The organism is Thermocatellispora tengchongensis (assembly GCF_014202315.1).
GTDB classification, from domain to species: domain Bacteria; phylum Actinomycetota; class Actinomycetes; order Streptosporangiales; family Streptosporangiaceae; genus Thermocatellispora; species Thermocatellispora tengchongensis.
The window spans coordinates 389,085-407,205 of sequence record NZ_JACHGN010000007.1 but is presented as its reverse complement, the minus strand read 5'-3'; the positions used below and the strand labels follow the sequence as shown (position 1 = coordinate 407,205).

Annotated in this window: 20 protein-coding genes; 12 read left to right on the top strand and 8 right to left on the bottom strand. The window is 72.2% G+C overall.

The features are described 5' to 3' along the window. The first annotated feature begins 34 nt into the window (after nt 1–34). A complete protein-coding gene (locus tag HNP84_RS19045) occupies nt 35–214 on the top strand; it encodes a hypothetical protein (RefSeq protein WP_185051062.1) in 180 nt (59 codons plus the stop codon). 4 nt (nt 215–218) lie between these two features. On the opposite strand, the gene HNP84_RS19040 is transcribed toward HNP84_RS19045, so the two are convergent. Further along, nucleotides 219–965: a class I SAM-dependent methyltransferase gene (locus HNP84_RS19040; RefSeq protein ID WP_185051061.1), complete on the bottom strand. Its 747-nt coding sequence runs from the start codon at nt 963–965 to the stop codon at nt 219–221. Between the two features lie 166 nt (nt 966–1,131). After that, a complete protein-coding gene (locus tag HNP84_RS19035; RefSeq protein WP_185051060.1) occupies nt 1,132–1,275 on the bottom strand; it encodes a hypothetical protein in 144 nt (47 codons plus the stop codon). A gap of 204 nt (nt 1,276–1,479) precedes the next feature. On the opposite strand from HNP84_RS19035, the gene HNP84_RS19030 reads away from it, so the two are divergent. The 3 genes from HNP84_RS19030 (at nt 1,480) to HNP84_RS19020 (ending at nt 3,269) form a co-directional block, all read left to right on the top strand. Next, entirely contained in the window at nt 1,480–2,001 is a 522-nt protein-coding gene (locus HNP84_RS19030; protein ID WP_221336408.1) for a hypothetical protein, read from the top strand. Next, on the top strand, nt 1,998–2,183 hold the full coding sequence (locus HNP84_RS19025) for a hypothetical protein (RefSeq protein ID WP_185051058.1): 186 nt from the start codon (nt 1,998–2,000) through the stop codon (nt 2,181–2,183). Before HNP84_RS19030 ends, HNP84_RS19025 begins: the two co-directional genes overlap by 4 nt. Before the next feature lie 210 nt (nt 2,184–2,393). After that, nucleotides 2,394–3,269 (top strand): SGNH/GDSL hydrolase family protein, encoded by an 876-nt coding sequence (locus HNP84_RS19020; protein WP_185051057.1) that lies wholly within the window; start codon nt 2,394–2,396, stop codon nt 3,267–3,269. Between the two features lie 37 nt (nt 3,270–3,306). Here HNP84_RS19020 and HNP84_RS19015 read toward each other — a convergent pair whose 3' ends face one another. Then, entirely contained in the window at nt 3,307–4,065 is a 759-nt protein-coding gene (locus tag HNP84_RS19015) for an ABC transporter permease (RefSeq protein ID WP_312925196.1), read from the bottom strand. Continuing rightward, complete coding sequence (locus HNP84_RS53145) at nt 3,981–4,277, bottom strand: ATP-binding cassette domain-containing protein (RefSeq protein ID WP_246518321.1); 297 nt, start codon at nt 4,275–4,277, stop codon at nt 3,981–3,983. The genes HNP84_RS19015 and HNP84_RS53145 overlap by 85 nt, the downstream gene beginning before the upstream one ends. Before the next feature lie 298 nt (nt 4,278–4,575). Here HNP84_RS53145 and HNP84_RS19005 point away from each other — a divergent pair, with 298 nt between their 5' ends. The 3 genes from HNP84_RS19005 (at nt 4,576) to HNP84_RS18995 (ending at nt 6,340) form a co-directional block, all read left to right on the top strand. Further along, entirely contained in the window at nt 4,576–4,821 is a 246-nt protein-coding gene (locus HNP84_RS19005) for an HGxxPAAW family protein (protein ID WP_185051056.1), read from the top strand. A gap of 103 nt (nt 4,822–4,924) precedes the next feature. After that, nucleotides 4,925–5,656: a hypothetical protein gene (locus HNP84_RS19000; protein WP_185051055.1), complete on the top strand. Its 732-nt coding sequence runs from the start codon at nt 4,925–4,927 to the stop codon at nt 5,654–5,656. 15 nt (nt 5,657–5,671) lie between these two features. Continuing rightward, nucleotides 5,672–6,340 carry a class F sortase gene (locus HNP84_RS18995; protein WP_185051054.1) on the top strand — a complete coding sequence of 223 codons (669 nt, stop codon included), beginning with the start codon at nt 5,672–5,674 and terminating at the stop codon, nt 6,338–6,340. 212 nt (nt 6,341–6,552) lie between these two features. On the opposite strand, the gene HNP84_RS18990 is transcribed toward HNP84_RS18995, so the two are convergent. Beyond that, on the bottom strand, nt 6,553–8,010 hold the full coding sequence (locus tag HNP84_RS18990; protein WP_185051053.1) for a hypothetical protein: 1,458 nt from the start codon (nt 8,008–8,010) through the stop codon (nt 6,553–6,555). A gap of 114 nt (nt 8,011–8,124) precedes the next feature. Then, nucleotides 8,125–9,735, bottom strand: a complete 1,611-nt coding sequence (locus tag HNP84_RS18985) for a dolichyl-phosphate-mannose--protein mannosyltransferase (protein WP_376771919.1) — start codon at nt 9,733–9,735, stop codon at nt 8,125–8,127. Between the two features lie 114 nt (nt 9,736–9,849). On the opposite strand from HNP84_RS18985, the gene rsmI reads away from it, so the two are divergent. Then, nucleotides 9,850–10,686 carry a 16S rRNA (cytidine(1402)-2'-O)-methyltransferase gene (gene rsmI / locus HNP84_RS18980; RefSeq protein WP_312925192.1) on the top strand — a complete coding sequence of 279 codons (837 nt, stop codon included), beginning with the start codon at nt 9,850–9,852 and terminating at the stop codon, nt 10,684–10,686. A 27-nt stretch (nt 10,687–10,713) separates the two neighbouring features. Here the strand turns inward: rsmI and HNP84_RS18975 are convergent, their stop codons facing one another. Beyond that, the gene (locus HNP84_RS18975) at nt 10,714–12,336 is read right to left on the bottom strand and encodes a hypothetical protein (protein WP_246518320.1); all 1,623 of its coding nucleotides are present in this window, start codon (nt 12,334–12,336) and stop codon (nt 10,714–10,716) included. Between the two features lie 100 nt (nt 12,337–12,436). Here HNP84_RS18975 and HNP84_RS18970 point away from each other — a divergent pair, with 100 nt between their 5' ends. From HNP84_RS18970 to HNP84_RS18955, 4 genes are all read left to right on the top strand, one after another. Continuing rightward, entirely contained in the window at nt 12,437–13,777 is a 1,341-nt protein-coding gene (locus HNP84_RS18970; protein WP_312925190.1) for a glycosyltransferase, read from the top strand. Nucleotides 13,778–13,832: 55 nt separating this feature from the next. Further along, nucleotides 13,833–15,614 carry a methionine--tRNA ligase gene (gene metG / locus HNP84_RS18965; protein ID WP_185051052.1) on the top strand — a complete coding sequence of 594 codons (1,782 nt, stop codon included), beginning with the start codon at nt 13,833–13,835 and terminating at the stop codon, nt 15,612–15,614. Between the two features lie 7 nt (nt 15,615–15,621). Continuing rightward, nucleotides 15,622–16,479, top strand: a complete 858-nt coding sequence (locus HNP84_RS18960; RefSeq protein WP_185051051.1) for a TatD family hydrolase — start codon at nt 15,622–15,624, stop codon at nt 16,477–16,479. Between the two features lie 92 nt (nt 16,480–16,571). After that, nucleotides 16,572–17,261 (top strand): ubiquitin-like domain-containing protein, encoded by a 690-nt coding sequence (locus HNP84_RS18955; RefSeq protein WP_185051050.1) that lies wholly within the window; start codon nt 16,572–16,574, stop codon nt 17,259–17,261. A gap of 13 nt (nt 17,262–17,274) precedes the next feature. Here the strand turns inward: HNP84_RS18955 and HNP84_RS18950 are convergent, their stop codons facing one another. Further along, nucleotides 17,275–18,117 (bottom strand): class I SAM-dependent methyltransferase, encoded by an 843-nt coding sequence (locus tag HNP84_RS18950; protein WP_185051049.1) that lies wholly within the window; start codon nt 18,115–18,117, stop codon nt 17,275–17,277. Between the last annotated feature and the right edge of the window lie 4 nt (nt 18,118–18,121).

The window sequence follows — 18,121 nt, the reverse complement described above, 5'->3', positions numbered from 1 at the left end:
GGAGTGAGGTACTTCCGGCGGGAGTGCCGGCACGGTGATCGCCTACGACACCGAGTACGACGATCTCGACGAGTTCGCGCCGTACGAGATCGGTGAACAGGAGTTCCACGAGGAACTAAGCCGTCTGCGACCGATGAACCTGCGGGCAGGCCAGAGGTGGCCGCCCAGCCATGGGTTTCGGGCCTTCGCCGGCCGGGTGCGGGGTCTTGGTTGAGACGTCAGCCGTTTCTGCGTGCGGCGGTGATGATTTCTGGGCTGGAGGCGGTCAGTGGGCTGCGATCCCAGTCCCCGAACTGCTCGCAGACCATCAGGCCCGCCTCGGACAGGAAGGCTGACAGGGCCTCCGGGCCGAGGAATCGGAGCGTGCTCGAACTTTGCCGGGGTCCATTCCAGCTCGGACTCGTGTAGGTGTTCGTGAAGGAAACGACATCGCCGTGGACCGGCCTCTTTACCCGGCACGTGCACTCCACCACCGCGCCGGTGGCGTCCACCACCTTCCTGGAGTACCGCACATCCCAGTTCTCCCACTCTCGGGCCGACGGGTTACGGGTCTCGAACACGAAGCGACCCTCATCGGTCAACGCCGTGGCGATCGTCCGCAGCGCTACCCGTAACTCCTCATCGCGGACTAGGGCCTGGAAGGCGTGGCCCGTCATCACCACCAGGTCGAACTCCTGATCCCAGCCCGCCACGGTGTCCAGATCGCCGAGCACCCACTCGATGTCGCGGTGAGCCTGGGCCACCTCCAGCATTCCGGCCGCCGGGTCCAGCCCGAGCAGGCGTCCGGTGTGACCGTCCTGGCGTGCTCTGCGAAGTAGAGCGCCTGTCCCGCAGCCCACGTCCAGCACCGACCGAGCGGACATGACCAGCGGCAGGTAGAACGCGAAGTCCTCGCGTTCGTCCCAGGGGCAGAACAGGTCATACAGGGCGGCGAGCCGGGGATCGGAGAACTGCTCATCGACCATGGTTCCCACCATGCCAAAGCCTCCCGGCCGACGGCGATCGCATTTCCGGCCGGTCGGGCGCGGCGGCTGCTTCGGCTCGATCCGGACGCTCTTCGTGCGGGAGGTGGCGCGGCGGTCGGCCGGCTTGTGGATCTCGTGGGTGTCAATTGACGGCGCCCACGGTCAGTCAGACGCCGCCGGGCTCGGCGCTGGTGTGCCACCTGTCGTTCTTCATGGCCTCGCGGGTGTTTCGCCTGCGTACGCTCCTGCCCGCCACGGCCTCGCGCCGATCCGCGAACTCGCGGGCACCCTGGCGGTCATGCCGCGCCACATGCGCGAGGTCGCCGACGCCTTCGGCGGGCGCACTCTGCCACCCGTTCCCATCCGGGTGGTCGCCGCGGGCAGACGGCCCCGGATGCCGAGCGGTGCTTTTGGGGGGGGCGCGCTAGTCTGCCGGGTTGTGACTGAACCTGTGCCGTTATCGCCGCTCACCCGGGTGTTGATCGGGCCTCCCGGGTGGGTGTTGCTTCCGGTCGTGGGGGTCGCGGCCGTGGCCTTGTTGCACGCCGTGAGCGTGCCCGGCGGCGATCTCATCTGGGGGTTCTTCGGGTCGGTTGTGGCGTTCTGCGCCGTCGTCGTGTGGGCGCCCCGGTTCGTGGTCGCGCTGCTGCGTTCGGACGGACGGCCGGGGCTGCGGCGGCATTGGGTGCGCTGGGCGGCGGCGCCGGTGATGGGGGTGGCCGTGGTGGCGTCGGCGTACTCGGGGCTGGCGGGCGACGTGCGGTTCGCGCTGTCGGAGTCGGGCCTGGAGGCGTACGCGCGGGAGGTCGCGGCCGGGGGTGAGACCGGGTGGGACGAGAGGTCCTGGGTCGGGCTCTACCCGCTGGAGCGGGCCGAGCCGCTGGAGAACGGCGGCGCGCGGTTCGTGGTGAGCGATACGGGCTTCCTGAACCGCTACGGGTTCGCCTGGAGCCCCAAGGGGCCGCCCGAGGAGGGCACGGGCGGCGGGTACGAGCACATCCGCGGTCCCTGGTACGTGTGGGAGGAAGAGTGGTGACGGTTCGGGGCAAGCCTGAGTTCTGGCTGGGGATCGTGGGGGCGTCGCTGCCGGTGGGGGTGCTGCTGGGGATATTCGGCGCCGGCGTGTTCTGGCCGGTCGCCGTACTCGTCGCCGTGGTGGCCATGACTCTCGCCGTGGTCCGGGCCTATCAGGACGCCGCCCGGTCGCGGCCCGACTGAGGTCGCTGGCGCGCGCCGCCGGTCGCCCGTCGCTTCTCGGCGTTTGCGACCATGCTGTCGTTTGATTTACCGGTTTCGTGCATTTCCCGCCCAAGCGGTCGCAATGTGGTGGACTCTGGGTCATCGGGATGTCGAGGCGGCGTCAACGCGAGGTATCGGGATTCGGGGCGGTCGCCTTCGGCTATGCGACTACCCCCGCTTGGAGATCTCGTGTTCCGTGACACCCTCGTGAAGGCGGCGGCGGCCGGAGTGTGCGGGCTGCTGGCCACCGGAGCGGCGTCCCCGGCCGTGGCGCGGACGCAGGCCGGTCCCTCGGCGCCGTCGGTGCTGCGCGACTACGTCGCACTCGGCGACTCCTACGCCGCGGGGCCCGGCATCGCCCCCGTCGAGGACGAGGCGTGCGGGCGGTCGGGGGCGAACTACGCGTCCCTGCTCGGCGAGCGCGCCCGCCGGTTCACGGACGTGAGCTGCGCCGGCGCCACCACCCGCGACCTGTACCGGCGCCAGAACGGCGACCGCCCGCAGATCGCGGCGCTGCGGTCGCGGGCGAGCCTGGTCACCCTGTCCATCGGCGGCAACGACCTCGGCTTCACCGAGATCATCCAGACCTGCGCCCAGGCCGCGCAGACCGCGCCCACCGGCAGCCCGTGCAAGGACTACTACGCCAAGGACGGCTCCGACGCGCTGGCGAAGCGGATGCGGGGCGTGGCGGCGTCGGTCGGGAAGGTGCTGCGGGACGTCAAGCGGCGCAGCCCCCGGGCGCAGGTGCTGCTCGTCGGGTACCCGTCGCTGCTGCCGGACGACGGCTCGGCCTGCCGGCGGGCGGTGCCGTTCGCCGTGGGCGACTTCCCCTACCTCCGCGACACGATCAAGAGGCTGAACGCGGCGCTGGCCAGGGAGGCCGCGCGCAGCCGCGTCAGGTACGTCGACATGTACCGCGAGACGGTCGGCCGCGACATGTGCCAGGCCGAGGGCACCCGGCTGATCGAGCCGATCGTGAACCCGGTCGGCGCGTCGGCCGCGCACCCGAACGGGAAGTACATGGCCGTGGCCGCGAAGGCGATCGGCAGGGCGCTCGCCCGATGACGGCGGGGGCGCCGGGCGGCTGCGGATACGGGGCGCTTCAGGCGCGGCGGACCAGGGCGCGGACGCTGATCGCGAGCCCGAGCGCGCACCAGGCCAGCAGCACGGCGAGATCCCGCCAGCTCACGGTGTAGCCGCTCGACAGCAGCCTCACGCGGAGCAGGTCGGCGGCGGGCCGGAACGGGAGCACGTCGTGGACCGCCTGGAACCACTCGGGTAGCCGGCTCGCCGGGAAGGTGATCGGGGAGAACAGCATCACGAAGAACACCAGCACCTGGGTGGTGGGCTGGGCCGGCAGCGGGGGCAGGAGCACGGCGATCGCATAGCCGACCGCGGTGGCCATCACCGCCGTCAGGACGGATGCGGCCACCAGCAGGGGCCAGTCGATGGTGTAGCCGAACCTGTATCGGAGCTGCGCCACCACCGCCGCGACGGGGATGCCCAGCAGGGCGATGACCAGCCACACCGTCAGGTCGGACAGCAGCAGCGGGCGCGGCACCGGCAGCGCTCGCATGTACGTGAACGTGCCGCTGGTGCGCGCTTGCGCCACGCCCTGGGGGACCATGACGAGGCCGATGACCATCAGCAGCACGGTGGGCGCGCCCGTGGACAGGAACCGGGCGGAGGGGGTGTCGAGGCCGGGGACGAGGAGTCCGAACCCGACGATGATGCCGGCGGCGAGCAGCGTCTGGACGACGATGAACAGCGGCAGCATCACGCCGATCTGGGCCGTCGTCCAGCGCAGCAGGCTCGCGTAGGTCGTCCAGAGGCCGGTGCGCGGCGGTATGCCGGTGGGCACGCGCGCCGGCGGGGCGGAGGTGCGTCGTTGGTCGGTTCGTCGAGGATGATCAGCGGCACCGGCGCGACCGCGGCCATGGCGAACGCGGTCAGGCGCCGAACGCCGCCGGACAGTCCGCCGCCGTCCGGCGTGGCCCGCCGGTCGAACCACTCGCGGATGTCCAGTTCGTCGGCCAAAGCGCGCGCGGCGGCCTTCGCGTCCGTACGGGACATGCCGCGCAGCCGGCCGGCGATAGCCGTCCCCGGCGCGAGACGGCCATGCCGCGCCGCTGCCGGACGTCGAGCGGGTGCGGCGGATGATCCGAGGCACGCTCGGCTTCTGATTCCCCGCGCCGGCCCCTCGGCGCCGGCACGGGCCCCGGAACACCGCCCCTCTCGGCCTCGTCTGTGGATATGTGGATAAAGTGCTCGCGGCCGGCGGTTGCGCGTGTGACCGGAGGCCCCGAGTTCGCGACGTCCGCCCTGACGCGAGACAATCGCCTGCGTACGAGAGAAGGGACAACAACCGATCATGACCGCACCCGCGCACCAGGGCAGCCACGGTGGGAGCCCCAAGTCTTGGCTGGCCGTGGCCATAATCCTCATCGGGTTCACCGTCGGCGGCGTCGGGCTGACCATGGGCCCCGACTGGCTCATCTTCTGGGTGGGCGCGGGCATCGTGGCGGTGGGCGGCGTCGTCGCGCTGGCCGTGGACATCTTCTCCGACGTCATCCTGGACGCCCCGCGCCAGATGACCCCGGTCGAACGCCAGCACTGACCACATCCGTCCCATACGTAACACTCGTTGATCGTTGGCGATGCCGTGAACGTCCCCGGGGAACAGTGCAGAACAGTGATCGCGAATCTCGGGGACGGTAATCGTGCGTCTGCTTTCTTCGGCGCTGTGCGCCGCCATGGCGTGCGGCGCGTTCCTCGGCCTGGCGCGGACGGCTCCGGCCGCCGCGGCCGGCGAGGACGGCATCGACATCAGCCCGCGCCGGGTCGGCCCCGGCGACGTGGTGACGGTCAGGCTCGACTGCGAGAACCTCGACGGCGCGTACGTCACCTCGACCGCCTTCGGCACCGTCGAGCTGGGCGGTGAGCGCCGCGTCAAGGTCACGGTGAACGACGAGCCCGGACGCTACCGCGTGCGTGGCATGTGCGAGCGCGGCGGCGAGTGGGTTCCGGGCGAGGAGTGGCTGACCGTCGAGGACGACCGGGGCGGCCATCACCGCGATCATGCCCACGATCGCGGGCATGATCATGGGGACGGTGGCTGGGGCGACCACTGGCGCGATCACGACGATGACGACCGCGGGTTGCTGGAGACCCTGATCAGGCCGGTCAGCGAGGAATGCCGCCGCTTCAACCGCTGCGAGGAGGACTTCTCCTACAGCCACTACGACGAATACGGCGACGACCGCGAATACGGCGAATACAAGGACTACGAGGACTACGACGACGACTGGCCCGAAGGCGGCATCGCCACCGGCGACGGGGTGACCGCGATGCGCGCCGTGGGCCCGATGACCAGTGCCGCGGTCGGGATCGGCGTGGTCGGCGCGGTGGCGGGCGGGGTCGCCCTGGTACGCCGCCGCCGGCGCGGGCGCTAGCCGCGGGCCGGGCCCGTGCCGCGCTGGGGAGCGGCCGAGGCGCTGTTGAAGCTGGCCGGCTGCGCGCTGATGGCGGCGGGGGTGGGCCTGGGCTTCGACGCGGTGGTCAACCGCGACTACGCGCCGCCTCCCGCGCCCGAGGGCGACGTCGCGGAGGCCAGGGGCAGGGCCGCGCGTACGGCCCCGCTGCGCCGCTCACCGCCCGTCTCGGTGGAGATCCCGGCCATCGGCGTGCGCGCGCCCGTCGAGCCCGTGGGCGTGGGCCTGGACGGCACGCTGGCGGTGCCGTCCACCTCCCGGCCGCACGTCACAGGCTGGTACGAGCGCGGCCCCTCGCCCGGGGAGCGCGGCCCGGCCGTCCTGGTGGGCCACGTGGACGCCGTCGGCAGCGGCCCGGCCGTCTTCTACCGCCTGGGCGAGCTGCGGCGGGGCGACCGGGTGCGGATCAGGCGGGAGGACGGCAGCGTGGCCCGCTTCACCGTGCGCGGCGTGCGGGCCTTCGCCAAGGCCGACTTCCCGGCCGGACGGGTGTACGGTCCGACCGCCGCGCCGGAGCTGCGCCTGATCACCTGCGGCGGCCGGTACGACGCCGGCAAGGGGGAGTACCTCGACAACATCATCGCCTTCGCCGACTACGTGCCCCCCGGCAAGGCGGGGAGGCGAGCCGGCGGCAGCCGGGGCTGACCCCGTATGGGGACCCGTATGGGTATGGCCGCGGCTCATGGCCATACGTGCGGGCTGGAGGGGCCCGCCGGGGCCGACCCGGCCCGCATGGGCTCATGCCCGTACATGCGGGCCGAGGGGCCGCCAGGGCTGGCCGCCCTACGGGTCGGCCGGGCTGACCGCCGTGCGGGGGCACGGGGTCAGCCGGGGCCTTCGTGCGTGGAGGGCCGGGGTCAGCCGAGGCTGACGTACTTGCGGGGGCGTAGCGCGTGCCAGCGCAGCGCCGCGAGTGCCGCCGCGCGGCCCGCCGGGTTCAGCCGCACCGTCTGTACGCCCGCCGCCGCCCCCTCCTGCCGTGCCTCGCGGGGCGCGGGGGCCAGCCCGAAGGCGGCCAGGCGGCGGAACAGGGCCGTCAGCGGCGGGTCGAGGTCGTCGCCCGCCGAGGACCGCCAGCCCTCGCCGCTGACCACCTCGCCGATCCGCTGCCGCAGCTCGGCGGGGGTGAAGGCGGCGCCGTCGGCGAGCAGCATCAGCGCCGCCTCGCGTACCGAGATGCCGAAGTCGTGCTCGCCGCGCACCGGCGCGAGCAGGGCCGCGGTGGCGGAGTCCCACATCTTGGCCGGGTCGTCGAGCAGTTCGCGGCCCGCCGGGGTCAGCACCAGCCGCCTGCCGGTGCGCCGCAGCGCCCCCAGCTCGCCCTGGGCGACCTCGCGTAACGTGGTCAGCACCGGGACGTCGGCCTCGCCGCGCGGGGTGCCCACGGCGCTGCGCACGCCCGCCGCGCGCCTCGCCGCCGCCTTGGCGCCGGCCACGACCCGGGCGGGGCCGGTGGCATCGACGGCGGTCGCGACCATGCCGGGGGAGGCCGGGGGCGCGGGCGTCCAGTCGAAGCGGGTGGCGGCCTCGACGGCCAGCGCCCGGGACAGGTAGTGCCGCTGGGTCAGGGCCAGCCCGCCGGGCTCGCCGGCGCGGCCGAGCAGCCACCGCAGCGGGGCCATGCGCACGCCCTCGGGCGCGGGCACCGGCGCGTGCAGGCGCACCTCGAACGGCTGGGCCAGCTCCCGGCGGGCGGCGCCGCGCCCGAGCACCCAGCGGTTGAGTCGCTCGCCGTGGACCCGGTGCAGCCAGTTGTCGCCGCCCAGCTCGGGGCGGGGCTCGGTGAGCCAGCGCCGGGTCAGGGCCTCGCGGCGCGGCTTCCAGGAGGACGAGCCGGGGTCGAGCGCGCCGGACACGATGGCCAGCTCCAGCGCCGCCGAGCAGGCCACGTGGGCGCCCAGCTCCTCGGGGCCCATGATCGAACTCCACCGCAGCTCGGGCACATCGGGCGGGAGCACCCCGGTCGCGTCGAGCGCGGCCTGGTAGGCGGCCCGGCCCGCCTCGTCGCCGGAGCGGGCGTACACGTGCAGGATCTTGGCCGTGGTGGGGGAGCGGCAGATCGCGGCGTAGCGGTCGAGGCCGCCCAGCGCGAGCAGCCGGCCCAGCGCCCTGGCGATGGCCACGTGAGCCCGCTCGTCGCCGCTGACCTTGATCGGCAAGGTGTACCAGAGGAACTCGCACACGTCGAGCTGGGTGATGCTCTCCAGCGGCTCGCCGCCGGTCAGCCATTCGACCGCGGTGCGGGCGTCCTCGACGGCACCGGGTTCGGAACGCTCCAGCTCGCTCAGGAGTGCGGCAACGTCGGGTGCGGGCATGCCTCGAAGTCTGCCGTATGGACCCCAGCCGTGACGATGACCGAAACCGCTGCGTATTGGATCTTGCACGCCGCCCAGCCTAGGAAGTGAGGGATAAAAAGGAGGTATTGCGCACTAGATCCATTTCTTCAACAGCATCCTGCTATACCACTCCTGGTAGGGGATGGTCTCGGCGGTCAGCACCGGATAGAGGTACCAGAAATTCGCCAGCGCGGCTATCGCGAGGACGCCGGTCGCCACCGCACCGATGATACGCCGCTGCTGCGGCGCCCCCTGGGGCCCGATGACCAGTCCCGCGGCCAGCACGATCGCCAGCACCATGAACGGCAGCAGGGGCGCGGTGTAGAACAGGAACATGGTGCGGTTGTCGGCGATGGCGAAGTAGAACCAGGGCAGCCAGCCCGCCGCGTACGCCAGCAGCACGGCCCCGGCCCGCCAGTCGCGGGTGGCGACGTACCAGGCGATCATGGCGATCAGCGCCACGACGGCGGTGAACCAGATCACCGGCGTGCCCACGCCCAGCACGGCCTGCGAGCAGGTCTCGGCGCCGCAGACGTTCTTCGGGCTCTCGTACCAGAACGCCACCGGCCGCAGCAGCAGCGGCCACTGCCACGGCTCCGACTGGTAGTTGTGCGTGGACTCCAGCCCGGTGTGGAAGCTCAGCGCCTGCAACTGGTAGTCGATCCAGGAGCGCGCGGAGTCGAAGACGAAGTAGAACGGGCCGTTGGAGGTCGCGCGCTCCCAGTTGCGGCCGTAGCCCTCGGCGGAGACGAACCAGCCGGTCCAGGCCAGCGTGTAGGCCACGGCCGGGGCGAGCGCCATGGCGCCGAGCGCCTTGGGCAGGTCGCGCTGGAACATCCCCACGTACGGCGTGCGCAGCCCCACCGCGCGGCGGGCCCCGGCGTCCCACAGCAGCGACATGACCGCGAAGGCGATCAGGAAGTAGATGCCCGACCACTTCACCGCGCAGGCGGCGCCCAGGCACACCCCCGCGGCCAGGCGCCAGGGCCGCCAGCCGAGGTCGGGCCCGATGTCGGACAGCGGCGAGGACTCGTACCACGCCACCAGCCGCTCGCGGGCCCGGTCGCGGTCCACCACCAGGCAGGCGAACCCGGCCAGCACCCAGAACATCAGGAAGATGTCCAGCAGCGCCGTGCGCGAGAGCACGAAGTGCAGCCCGTCCAGGGCCAGCAGCAGCCCGGCCAGGCAGCCCAGCAGGGTGGAGCGGGTCATCCGGCGCGCCACCCGGGCCAGGATCAGGATCGAGATCGCCCCGACCAGCGCCGGGACGAAGCGCCATCCCCACGGAGTGGCGCCGAACAGCCACTCCCCGGCCCCGATCATCCACTTGCCCAGCGGCGGATGCACGACGTAGGACGCGCACTTGTCGATCTCGGCGGGCGCGCACTGCTGCCAGATGTTGGTGTTGCCGGAGATGAGCAGCTTGTCGGCGTCCTTGACCGCGACCTTCTCGACGCCGAAGTTGATCAGCGACAGGCCCTCTTTGGCGTAGTAGGTCTCGTCGAAGACGATCGCCTTGGGCCGGTCGAGCCGGTCGAAGCGCAGGAAGGCGCCGATCGCGGCGACCAGCAGCGGGCCGAGCCAGCCCCACAGGACGCTGCCGCCCATGGGCGGCACCAGCCGCTCGCGCGCGGACGGCACCCGGACGTTCTGCTCGGACGCCGGCTGACCATGGGCCTGGTATGAGAAGTCGGTCACCGCCACCCGGCCATCGTACGGGGCTGCCCATCCGGTGAAGTTAAGAAACGCGACACACAACTCAATTGGGGTGCACGGCCGGGCGCGTGATCGGCGTCCCGGTGCGCGAGACTGGGGAGCGTGAACGGTTTCGGGAGGTTGGTGCTGGCCGGAGTGCCCATCGGGCGCGTGGGGGACGCCTCGCCGCGGTTGCGGCAGGCGCTGGAGAGCGCGGACGTGATCGCGGCCGAGGACACCCGCAAGCTGCGCAGGCTGGCCACCGACCTGGAGGTCGAGATCCGCGCCAAGCTGGTCTCCTACTACGACGCCAACGAGGCCGAGCGGGCCGCCGAGCTGCTGGTGGCCCTGAAGGAGGGGGCGACTGTACTGGTCGTGACCGACGCGGGGATGCCGGGCGTGTCCGACCCCGGCTACCGGCTCACCCGCCTCGCCGTGGAGGCCGGGGTGCACGTCACCGCCCTGCCCGGCCCGTCGGCGGTCACGACCGCGCTGGCCGTGTCGGGGCTGCCCAGCGACCGGTTCTGCTTCGAGGGGTTCCCGCCGCGCAGGCCGGGCGACCGGGCGCGCCGGCTGGAGGGGCTGGCCGCCGAGGAGCGCACCATGGTCTTCTTCGAGGCCCCGCACCGCCTCGCGGCCACCCTGGAGGCCATGGCCGAGGCGTTCGGCGCCGAGCGGCAGGCGGCGGTGTGCCGCGAGCTGACCAAGACCTACGAGGAGGTCCGCCGGGGGAGCCTCGCCGAGCTGGCCGACTGGGCGGCCGGCGGGGTCAAGGGCGAGATCACCGTGGTGGTGGCCGGGCACGTGCCGGCCACGCCCGGCGAGGCCGACCTGGACGAGCTGGCCGCCGAGGTCGCCCGCCTGGCCGAGGCGGGCACCCCGCGCAAGGAGGCCGTCGCCGAGGTCGCCAGGGCCGCCGGAGTCTCGCGCCGCGCGCTCTACAACGCCGTCCACCGCTAGCCGCACGGCGGGGCGCGTGACCGGCGCTCAGCGGCCGGCCGCCTCCGGGCCGGGGGTCGCGGGCCCAGTGGCGGGCCCAGTGACAGGCTCGGCGGGCTCGATGGCGGGCGCGTCGCCGGCCCCGGGCCCGGCCTCGATCCCAGCCCCGGCCCCAGCCCCAGCCCCAGCCCCGGCCCCGGCCTTGGCCGCCGCGCGCCGCCACGGGCGTACGCCGTGGCGCAGCGCGATCCCGGCGGCCAGGCAGGCCAGCGGCACCGCGGGCAGCAGGTAGCGGTAGTCGAACTCGGCGGTCGCGGCCGGGGCCAGGATCAGGCCCAGGGCGGCCAGCCACGGCAGCAGCACCGGGCCGCCCAGCCGCCGCCAGCGCACCGCCACGCCGTACAGGCCGATGAGCAGCAGCACGCCCAGGGCCGTGCCCGGCAGGTGCACCATGCGCTGGTAGCCCTGCATGAACCCGGCCCAGGGCTGGGTGATCTGCGGCGCGGCCCGGCCCTGCTCGTACAGCTCGGCGTCGGTGTCGGCCCGGCCGTGGTAGAGCGACCAGGTGGGCAGCGGTTTCTCCACGCTGGGGAACTCGTACTGCAGGTAGGTGCTCGCGTCGGGGTAGACCGGGCGGTCCCAGCGGAAGGCGCGGAAGAAGTCGCGGGCCACGAACGACAGGTAGTCGCCCGGCTGCGACAGGATCGCGCGCTGGGCGAACGCGCCCGCGTTGGCGTTCATCTCCACGCCGAACTTGGTGCCGGGCGCGAACCGGTGGAAGGTCTGGGTGTCGGTGTTCCACCACAGGAACCCCTGGCCCGACACGCCGCGCATCTCGACCGGCACGCTGATGCACAGCAGCGCGAGGTCCAGCTCCCTGCGCGCGTCGATGCCCATCTTGTTGCAGTCGGCGAACAGGGACGTGCGCATGTACAGGATCGGGCCGTCGCTGCTGGTCATCGCGAAGCTGCCGTACGCGCTGGAGAACCAGGCCATGTAGGCCACGACCGGCGCCGCGCAGGCGGCGACCAGGGCGGCGATCGGCCGCCAGCCGACCCGCTTGATCAGCAGGTAGACCACGACCAGGGCCAGGATCGGCAGGCCGATGCTGCGCGTCAGCGCGGTGAGCGCGAGCAGCAGGCCCACCACCGCGCCCACGCGCGGGCTCATCTTCCGGTGCCAGAGCACCATGGTGATCGCCGCTACCACGAGCAGCGTGAACATGGTGTCGGACATGATCAGGTGTTCGAGCTGGATCTGGTAGCCGTCGAACAGCACCGGCACCGCCGCCAGGGTCGCCCCCCAGCCGGGCAGGCCGAACCGCTTGCGCAGCAGCGCGTAGATCAGCACGCCGGTGGCCAGGCCCATGAGGTGCTGGACGAAGACGACGAACGCGAAGCTGTGGAAGGGCTCCAGCAGCATCAGGAACCAGCCGTAGCCGTTGGGCCGGATCGGGTGGGGACGGGTGGGGTGCAGCGCGACCGAGACGTACTCGTAGGAGTCGTTGAACCACAGGGCCGGCGAGTATGCCAGCATGGTGATCAGCCGCAGTACGGCTGCCAGCGCGAACGCCGCGGAGAACCAGCGGTGCCCGCGCAGGAACGCGATCAGGCGTGTTCTCGTCTCCGCGGCGGGCAGTCTCAATCGCGGCCGCTCCGCAACGCTCACCATGGATTACAGGATGCCAGCCGTTTGGGCGTCTTGACCCTGGCACGACGAGTCGGAGGGCATGATGGTGAAATTGCACGTGCCGTGAGCGAGAGGTTGTGTCGTGGAACTGACCGTGGTCATGCCCTGCCTCAATGAGGCGGAGACCGTGGAGACCTGTGTGCGCAAGGCCCTTTCCTGCATGCGGGAGCACGGTATCGAGGGTGAAGTCGTGATCGCCGACAACGGCAGCACCGACGGTTCCCAGCAGCTCGCCCGCGACGCCGGCGCGCGTGTCGTGCACGTGGAGGAGAAGGGCTACGGCAACGCGCTGATGGGCGGCATCCGCGCCGCCCGCGGCCGTTACGTCATCATGGGCGACGCCGACGACTCCTACGACTTCACCGCGCTGAAGCCGTTCGTGGACGAGCTGCGCGACGGCGCCGAGCTGGTCATGGGCAACCGGTTCCGGGGCGGCATCGCCCCCGGCGCCATGCCCCCGCTGCACCGCTACCTCGGCAACCCGGTGCTGTCGTTCATCGGCCGGCTGTTCTTCCCCTCCAAGATCGGCGACTTCCACTGCGGGCTGCGCGGCTTCCGCCGCGACTCGATCCTGCGGCTGGGCCTGCAGACCGGCGGCATGGAGTTCGCCAGCGAGATGGTCGTCAAGGCCACCCTGCAGGGCCTCGACGTCCGCGAGGTGCCCACCACGCTCTCCCCCGACGGCCGCTCCCGCCCGCCCCACCTGCGCTCCTGGCGCGACGGCTGGCGCCACCTGCGCTTCCTGCTGCTCTACAGCCCGCGCTGGCTGTTCTTCATCCCCGGCCTGGTCATGATGGTGCTCGGCGTGGCCGCGGGCACCGCGCTCACCTTCGGCCCGGTCGAGATCGGCGAGCTGGCCTTCGACGTCGACACCCTGGTCGGCGCGTCGGCGATGGTGGTCATCGGCTTCCAGGCGGTGCTGTTCGCGCTGTTCACCAAGGTCTACGCGGCCGAGGAGGGCTTCCTGCCCGAGGACCGGCGGGTCAAGCGCCTGGTCGATGTGATCACCCTGGAGCGCGGGCTGATCGTCGGCGGCCTGCTGGCCCTGGCCGGCCTCGCCGGTCTGGTGGCCTCGCTGGTGCACTGGCAGGTGCGCAGCTTCGGCGAGCTCAACCCGCGCGAGTCGCTGCGTCTGGTGGTGCCCTCGGCCACGGCTCTGATCATGAGCTTCCAGACCATCTTCGCGGCGCTGTTCATCAGCATCCTGGGCATCCGGCGCACCAAGGAGACCCCGACCGACGTCGCCGCCTCCGCCGCCGAGGAGGCCGCCGAGGCCGTCAGCAAGGAGGCCGCCGAGGCGGTCAGCAAGGAGGCCGCCGAGGCGGTCAGCAAGGAGGCCGCCGAGGCGGTGAGTAAGGAGGCCGCCGAGGACGCGACCGCCGCCGAGACGGCCGGAGAGGGCCGCGTCGCGGCGCGCGACTGACGACGGCGGGCATATTCGGTTCGGGAAGGGGCGCGCGGCCCTCTAGGCTGGAGTCATGTCCCAGCACATCTTGACCGCCGTCGCGTGGCCCTACGCAAACGGTCCCCGCCACATCGGGCACGTGTCCGGATTCGGGGTGCCCTCCGACATCTTCAGCCGTTACCAGCGGATGGCGGGCAACAAGGTGCTGATGGTCAGCGGCACCGACGAGCACGGCACGCCGATCCAGGTGCAGGCCGACAAGGAGGGCGTGACCGCCCGCGAACTCGCCGACCGCTACAACCGGGTCATCGCCGAGGACCTCACCGCGCTCGGGCTCTCGTACGACCTGTTCACCCGTACCACCACGCGCAACCACTACGCCGTGGTGCAGGAGATCTTCAAGGGCCTGTACGACAACGGCTACATCTTCCCCAGGACCACGATGGGCGCGATCTCGCCGTCCACCGGCCGCACCCTGCCCGACCGCTACATCGAGGGCACCTGTCCCATCTGCGGCTACGACGGCGCGCGCGGCGACCAGTGCGACAACTGCGGCAACCAGCTCGACCCGGTCGATCTGATCAACCCCAAGTCGCGGATCAACGGCGAGACCCCGGTCTTCGTGGAGACCGAGCACTTCATGCTCGACCTGCCCGCCTTCGCCGGCGCGCTGGGCTCCTACCTGCAGAGCAAGCAGGGCGAGTGGCGGCCCAACGTGCTGAAGTTCGCGCTGAACCTGCTCGACGACCTCCAGCCGCGCGCGATCAGCCGCGACCTCGACTGGGGCGTGCCGATCCCGCTCGACGGCTGGCGCGACCGCCCCGACAAGAAGCTGTACGTGTGGTTCGACGCGGTGGTGGGCTACCTGTCGGCGTCGGTCGAGTGGGCCAAGCGCTCCGGCGACCCCGACGCGTGGCGGCAGTGGTGGCAGAACCCCGACGCCCGCGGCTACTACTTCATGGGCAAGGACAACATCGTCTTCCACGCCGAGATCTGGCCGGCCATGCTGCTCGGCTACAACGGCCAGGGCTCGCGCGACGGCTCCCCGGGCTCCCTCGGCGCGCTCGACCTGCCCTCCGAGGTCGTCTCCAGCGAGTTCCTGACCATGGAGGGGCGCAAGTTCTCCTCCTCCCGCCAGGTCGTCATCTACGTGCGCGACTTCCTGTCCCGCTACGACGCCGACGCGCTGCGCTACTACATCGCGGTGGCCGGGCCCGAGACCCAGGACACCGACTTCACCTGGTCGGAGTTCGTCAACCGCAACAACGGCGAGCTGGTCGCCGCCTGGGGCAACCTGGTCAACCGGTCGATCTCGATGGCGGCCAAGAACTTCGGCGAGATCCCCGAGCCGGGCGAGCTGACCGACGCCGACCGGGCGCTGCTGGAGCGCTCGCGGGCGGCCTTCGGCCCGGTGGGGGCCGAGCTGGGCCGCTCCCGGTTCAAGAACGCGATCACCGAGGCGTTCGACGTCGTGCGCGAGGCGAACAAGTACCTCGCCGAGCAGGAGCCGTGGAAGCTCAAGGGCGACCCGGAGCGGCAGAAGTCGATCCTGCACGTCGCGCTCCAGGTCGTCGATGACGCCAAGACCCTGCTCACGCCGTTCCTGCCGACCTCCTCCAACAAGATCTACGCGATGCTGGGCGGCGAGGGCGTCTGGTCCGGCATGCCGGAGATCCGCGAGGTGGACGAGGAGGGCGGCGCGCGCTATCCGGTGATCACCGGTGACTACACGGGTGCGGCCACGTGGGAGCACCGCCCGATCCGGCCCGGCACCCCGCTGGCGCCGCCGACCCCGCTGTTCCCCAAGCTCGACCCGAAGGTCGTCGACGACGAGCTCGCCCGCCTGGGCGGTTGATAGGCATATGAGTAAAGTCCCGCCGGCGCCCCCCGAGCCGCTGGGCGCCGAAGTGTTCGACAGCCACTGCCACCTCGACATCATGGTGGGCAGCCGCCCCGCCGCCCCCGAAGATCCGGTCGCCACCGCGGCGCAGGCCGCGGCGGCGTCGGTCGAGGGCATCGTGGCGGCGGCCCGGTCGGTCGGGGTGACGCGCCTGGTCACGGTCGGCTATGACCTGGCGTCCTCGCGCTGGGGCGCCGATGTCGCGGCCCGGCACCCCGACGTGTACGCCGCGGTGGCCATCCACCCCAACGACGCCCACGCGGCCACGCCGGAGGTCCTGGCCGAGATCGAGGAGCTGGCCCGCGAGCCGCGGGTGCGCGCGGTGGGCGAGACCGGGCTCGACTACTACCGCGACTGGGCGGCCAAGGACGACCAGCACGCCAGCTTCCGCGCGCACATCGAGATCGCCAAGCGCACCGGGCGGGCGCTGGTCATCCACGACCGCGAGGCCCACGACGACGTGCTGCGGGTGCTGGCGGAGGAGGGCGCGCCGGATGTGGTGATCTTCCACAGCTACTCCGGCGACGCCGAGATGGCCAAGCGGTGCGTCGATGCCGGCTATTTCATGTCGTTCTCCGGCCCGGTGACGTACAAGAACGCCGGCTACCTGCGCGAGGCCGCGCGGGTGGCGCCGCCCGAGCTGATGCTGGTCGAGACCGACGCGCCGTACCTGCCGCCCACGCCCCACCGCGGCAAGCCCAACGCGCCGTACCTCATCCCGCTCACGCTGCGGTGCCTGGCCGAGGTCAAGTCGATGCAACCCGAGGCCCTGGCCGCGGCCATCGGCGCCAACGGCGAGAAGATCTTCGGCCCCTGGTAAGGAAGTGTAACGCCACGGAACCGTCCAGTCACTTGTAGTGGTCGAGCGCGCCGCGTTACGTTCGGCACCGGTCGAGTCACCGGAGGACGTACGTGTCGCAGACGCTACGCAGGCGGCGGCGCGGAAGGCGCCGCAGGCCCCCGGCGGCCGGTGCGATCCGCGACCGCCTGGGCTGGGTCGCCGGGGGTGTGATCGCGGTCGTCGCGGTCATCGCGGTCACCGTGGTCAGCGCCGCCGCCGAGGTCGAGCTCATCGTCGATGGCGAGCTGAGGCGCATGCGCGGCTTCGCCACCACCGTGGACGAAGCCCTCACCTCCGCCGGGGTCAAGGTCGGCGCGGGCGACTACCTCCACCCGGCCGCCGAGACCCGGATCGGCGACGGCTCCAGGATCGTGGTCCGCCACGCCCGGCCGATCCGGCTGACGCTGGACGGCGAGCGCAGCACCCAGTGGGTGACCGCCAACAACGTGGGCGAGGCCCTGGACGAGCTGGGCCTGCGGGACCGGGCCGGAGCCCTGTCCGCGCCCACCACCCAGATGCTGCCCCTGGCCGGCATGGACCTCACCGTCCGCACCCGGCGCAGCGTGGTCGTCATGCGTGACAAGGTGCGCATGCGGGCCACCACCACCGGCGCCACCGTACGCGATGTGCTCAGCGAGCAGGAGATCACCCTCCGCGACGGCGAGCGCGTCAGGCCGGGCCTGAACCGCTTCCCCGAGGAGGGGGAGGTCATCAAGATCCTCCCGCCCCCTTCCGGGGTGACCGCCCTCAGTTGGCAGTGATCGCCGTCACGGGTCAGGGGCCGGGCCGGGCCGCGGTGACCACCATGGTCGCGTACTCCACCGTGATGTCGCCCCCGAGCGCGTCGATGGCCGCGCCCACGCCGCTCAGCACCTCCTCCAGCTTGTCCTGCGGGAGCCGGGTGAGCGCGCCGGTGGTGGGCAACTGGTCCAGCCACTCGTCACGGGTGTAGGACCGCTGCCAGTCGAACCGCCACTGCTCCGGCTCGCCGAAGCCGCCCGCCTCCCGGATTCCGTCGACGGCCTTGGTGAGCAGCGGCTGGTACAGGTCCGCGGCAGGCGTGCGGTCATCGCCCACCGCCTGGACGGCGAACGTGAACGGCGAGTCGGGCATCACCCGCCGGAAGGCCGTGGCGAGGGCGTCGGACACGGCGTACGGGGGCTCGGGCACGTGCCAGAACGCCGCCAGCCGGCCACCCGGGCGCAGCACCCGCGCCGCCTTGGCCGCGCCGGCGACCGGATCGACCCAGTGCCAGGCCGTGCCCGCGATGACCGCGTCGAACACCCGGCCCGCGGGCTCCCAGGACTCGAACGTCGCCACCTCGACCTCGACCCCGGTGCGCCGCGCGAAGTCGGCCATCCGGGCGTCGGGCTCGACGCCGAGCACCGTGCACCCGGCCGCCTGGAACTGCCGGGCCTCGATGCCGGTGCCGCAGCCGACGTCGAGGACGTCGGGGCCGGGGCTGGCGGCGATGATCCGCGCCACCATGGCGTCGGGGTAGGGGGGCCGGGCCCGGTCGTAGCGTTCGGCGTCCACACCGAAGGACTCGGCGATCTGCCTGGCCTTGTGCGGCTCGCTCGGAGGAGGAACTGATCGATCCGACGGTATAGTGGGCATGTGC

Excerpts from the sequence above, each read along its gene's own strand:
- HNP84_RS19040 (WP_185051061.1), bottom strand. The coding sequence starts at position 965 with ATGGTCGATGAGCAGTTCTCCGATCCCCGGCTCGCCGCCCTGTATGAC.
- HNP84_RS53145 (WP_246518321.1), bottom strand. The coding sequence starts at position 4,277 with ATGTCCCGTACGGACGCGAAGGCCGCCGCGCGCGCTTTGGCCGACGAA.
- HNP84_RS19005 (WP_185051056.1), top strand. The coding sequence starts at position 4,576 with ATGACCGCACCCGCGCACCAGGGCAGCCACGGTGGGAGCCCCAAGTCT.
- HNP84_RS18990 (WP_185051053.1), bottom strand. The coding sequence starts at position 8,010 with ATGCCCGCACCCGACGTTGCCGCACTCCTGAGCGAGCTGGAGCGTTCC.
- HNP84_RS18975 (WP_246518320.1), bottom strand. The coding sequence starts at position 12,336 with ATGGTGAGCGTTGCGGAGCGGCCGCGATTGAGACTGCCCGCCGCGGAG.
- metG (WP_185051052.1), top strand. The coding sequence starts at position 13,833 with ATGTCCCAGCACATCTTGACCGCCGTCGCGTGGCCCTACGCAAACGGT.
- HNP84_RS18960 (WP_185051051.1), top strand. The coding sequence starts at position 15,622 with ATGAGTAAAGTCCCGCCGGCGCCCCCCGAGCCGCTGGGCGCCGAAGTG.
- HNP84_RS18950 (WP_185051049.1), bottom strand. The coding sequence starts at position 18,117 with ATGCCCACTATACCGTCGGATCGATCAGTTCCTCCTCCGAGCGAGCCG.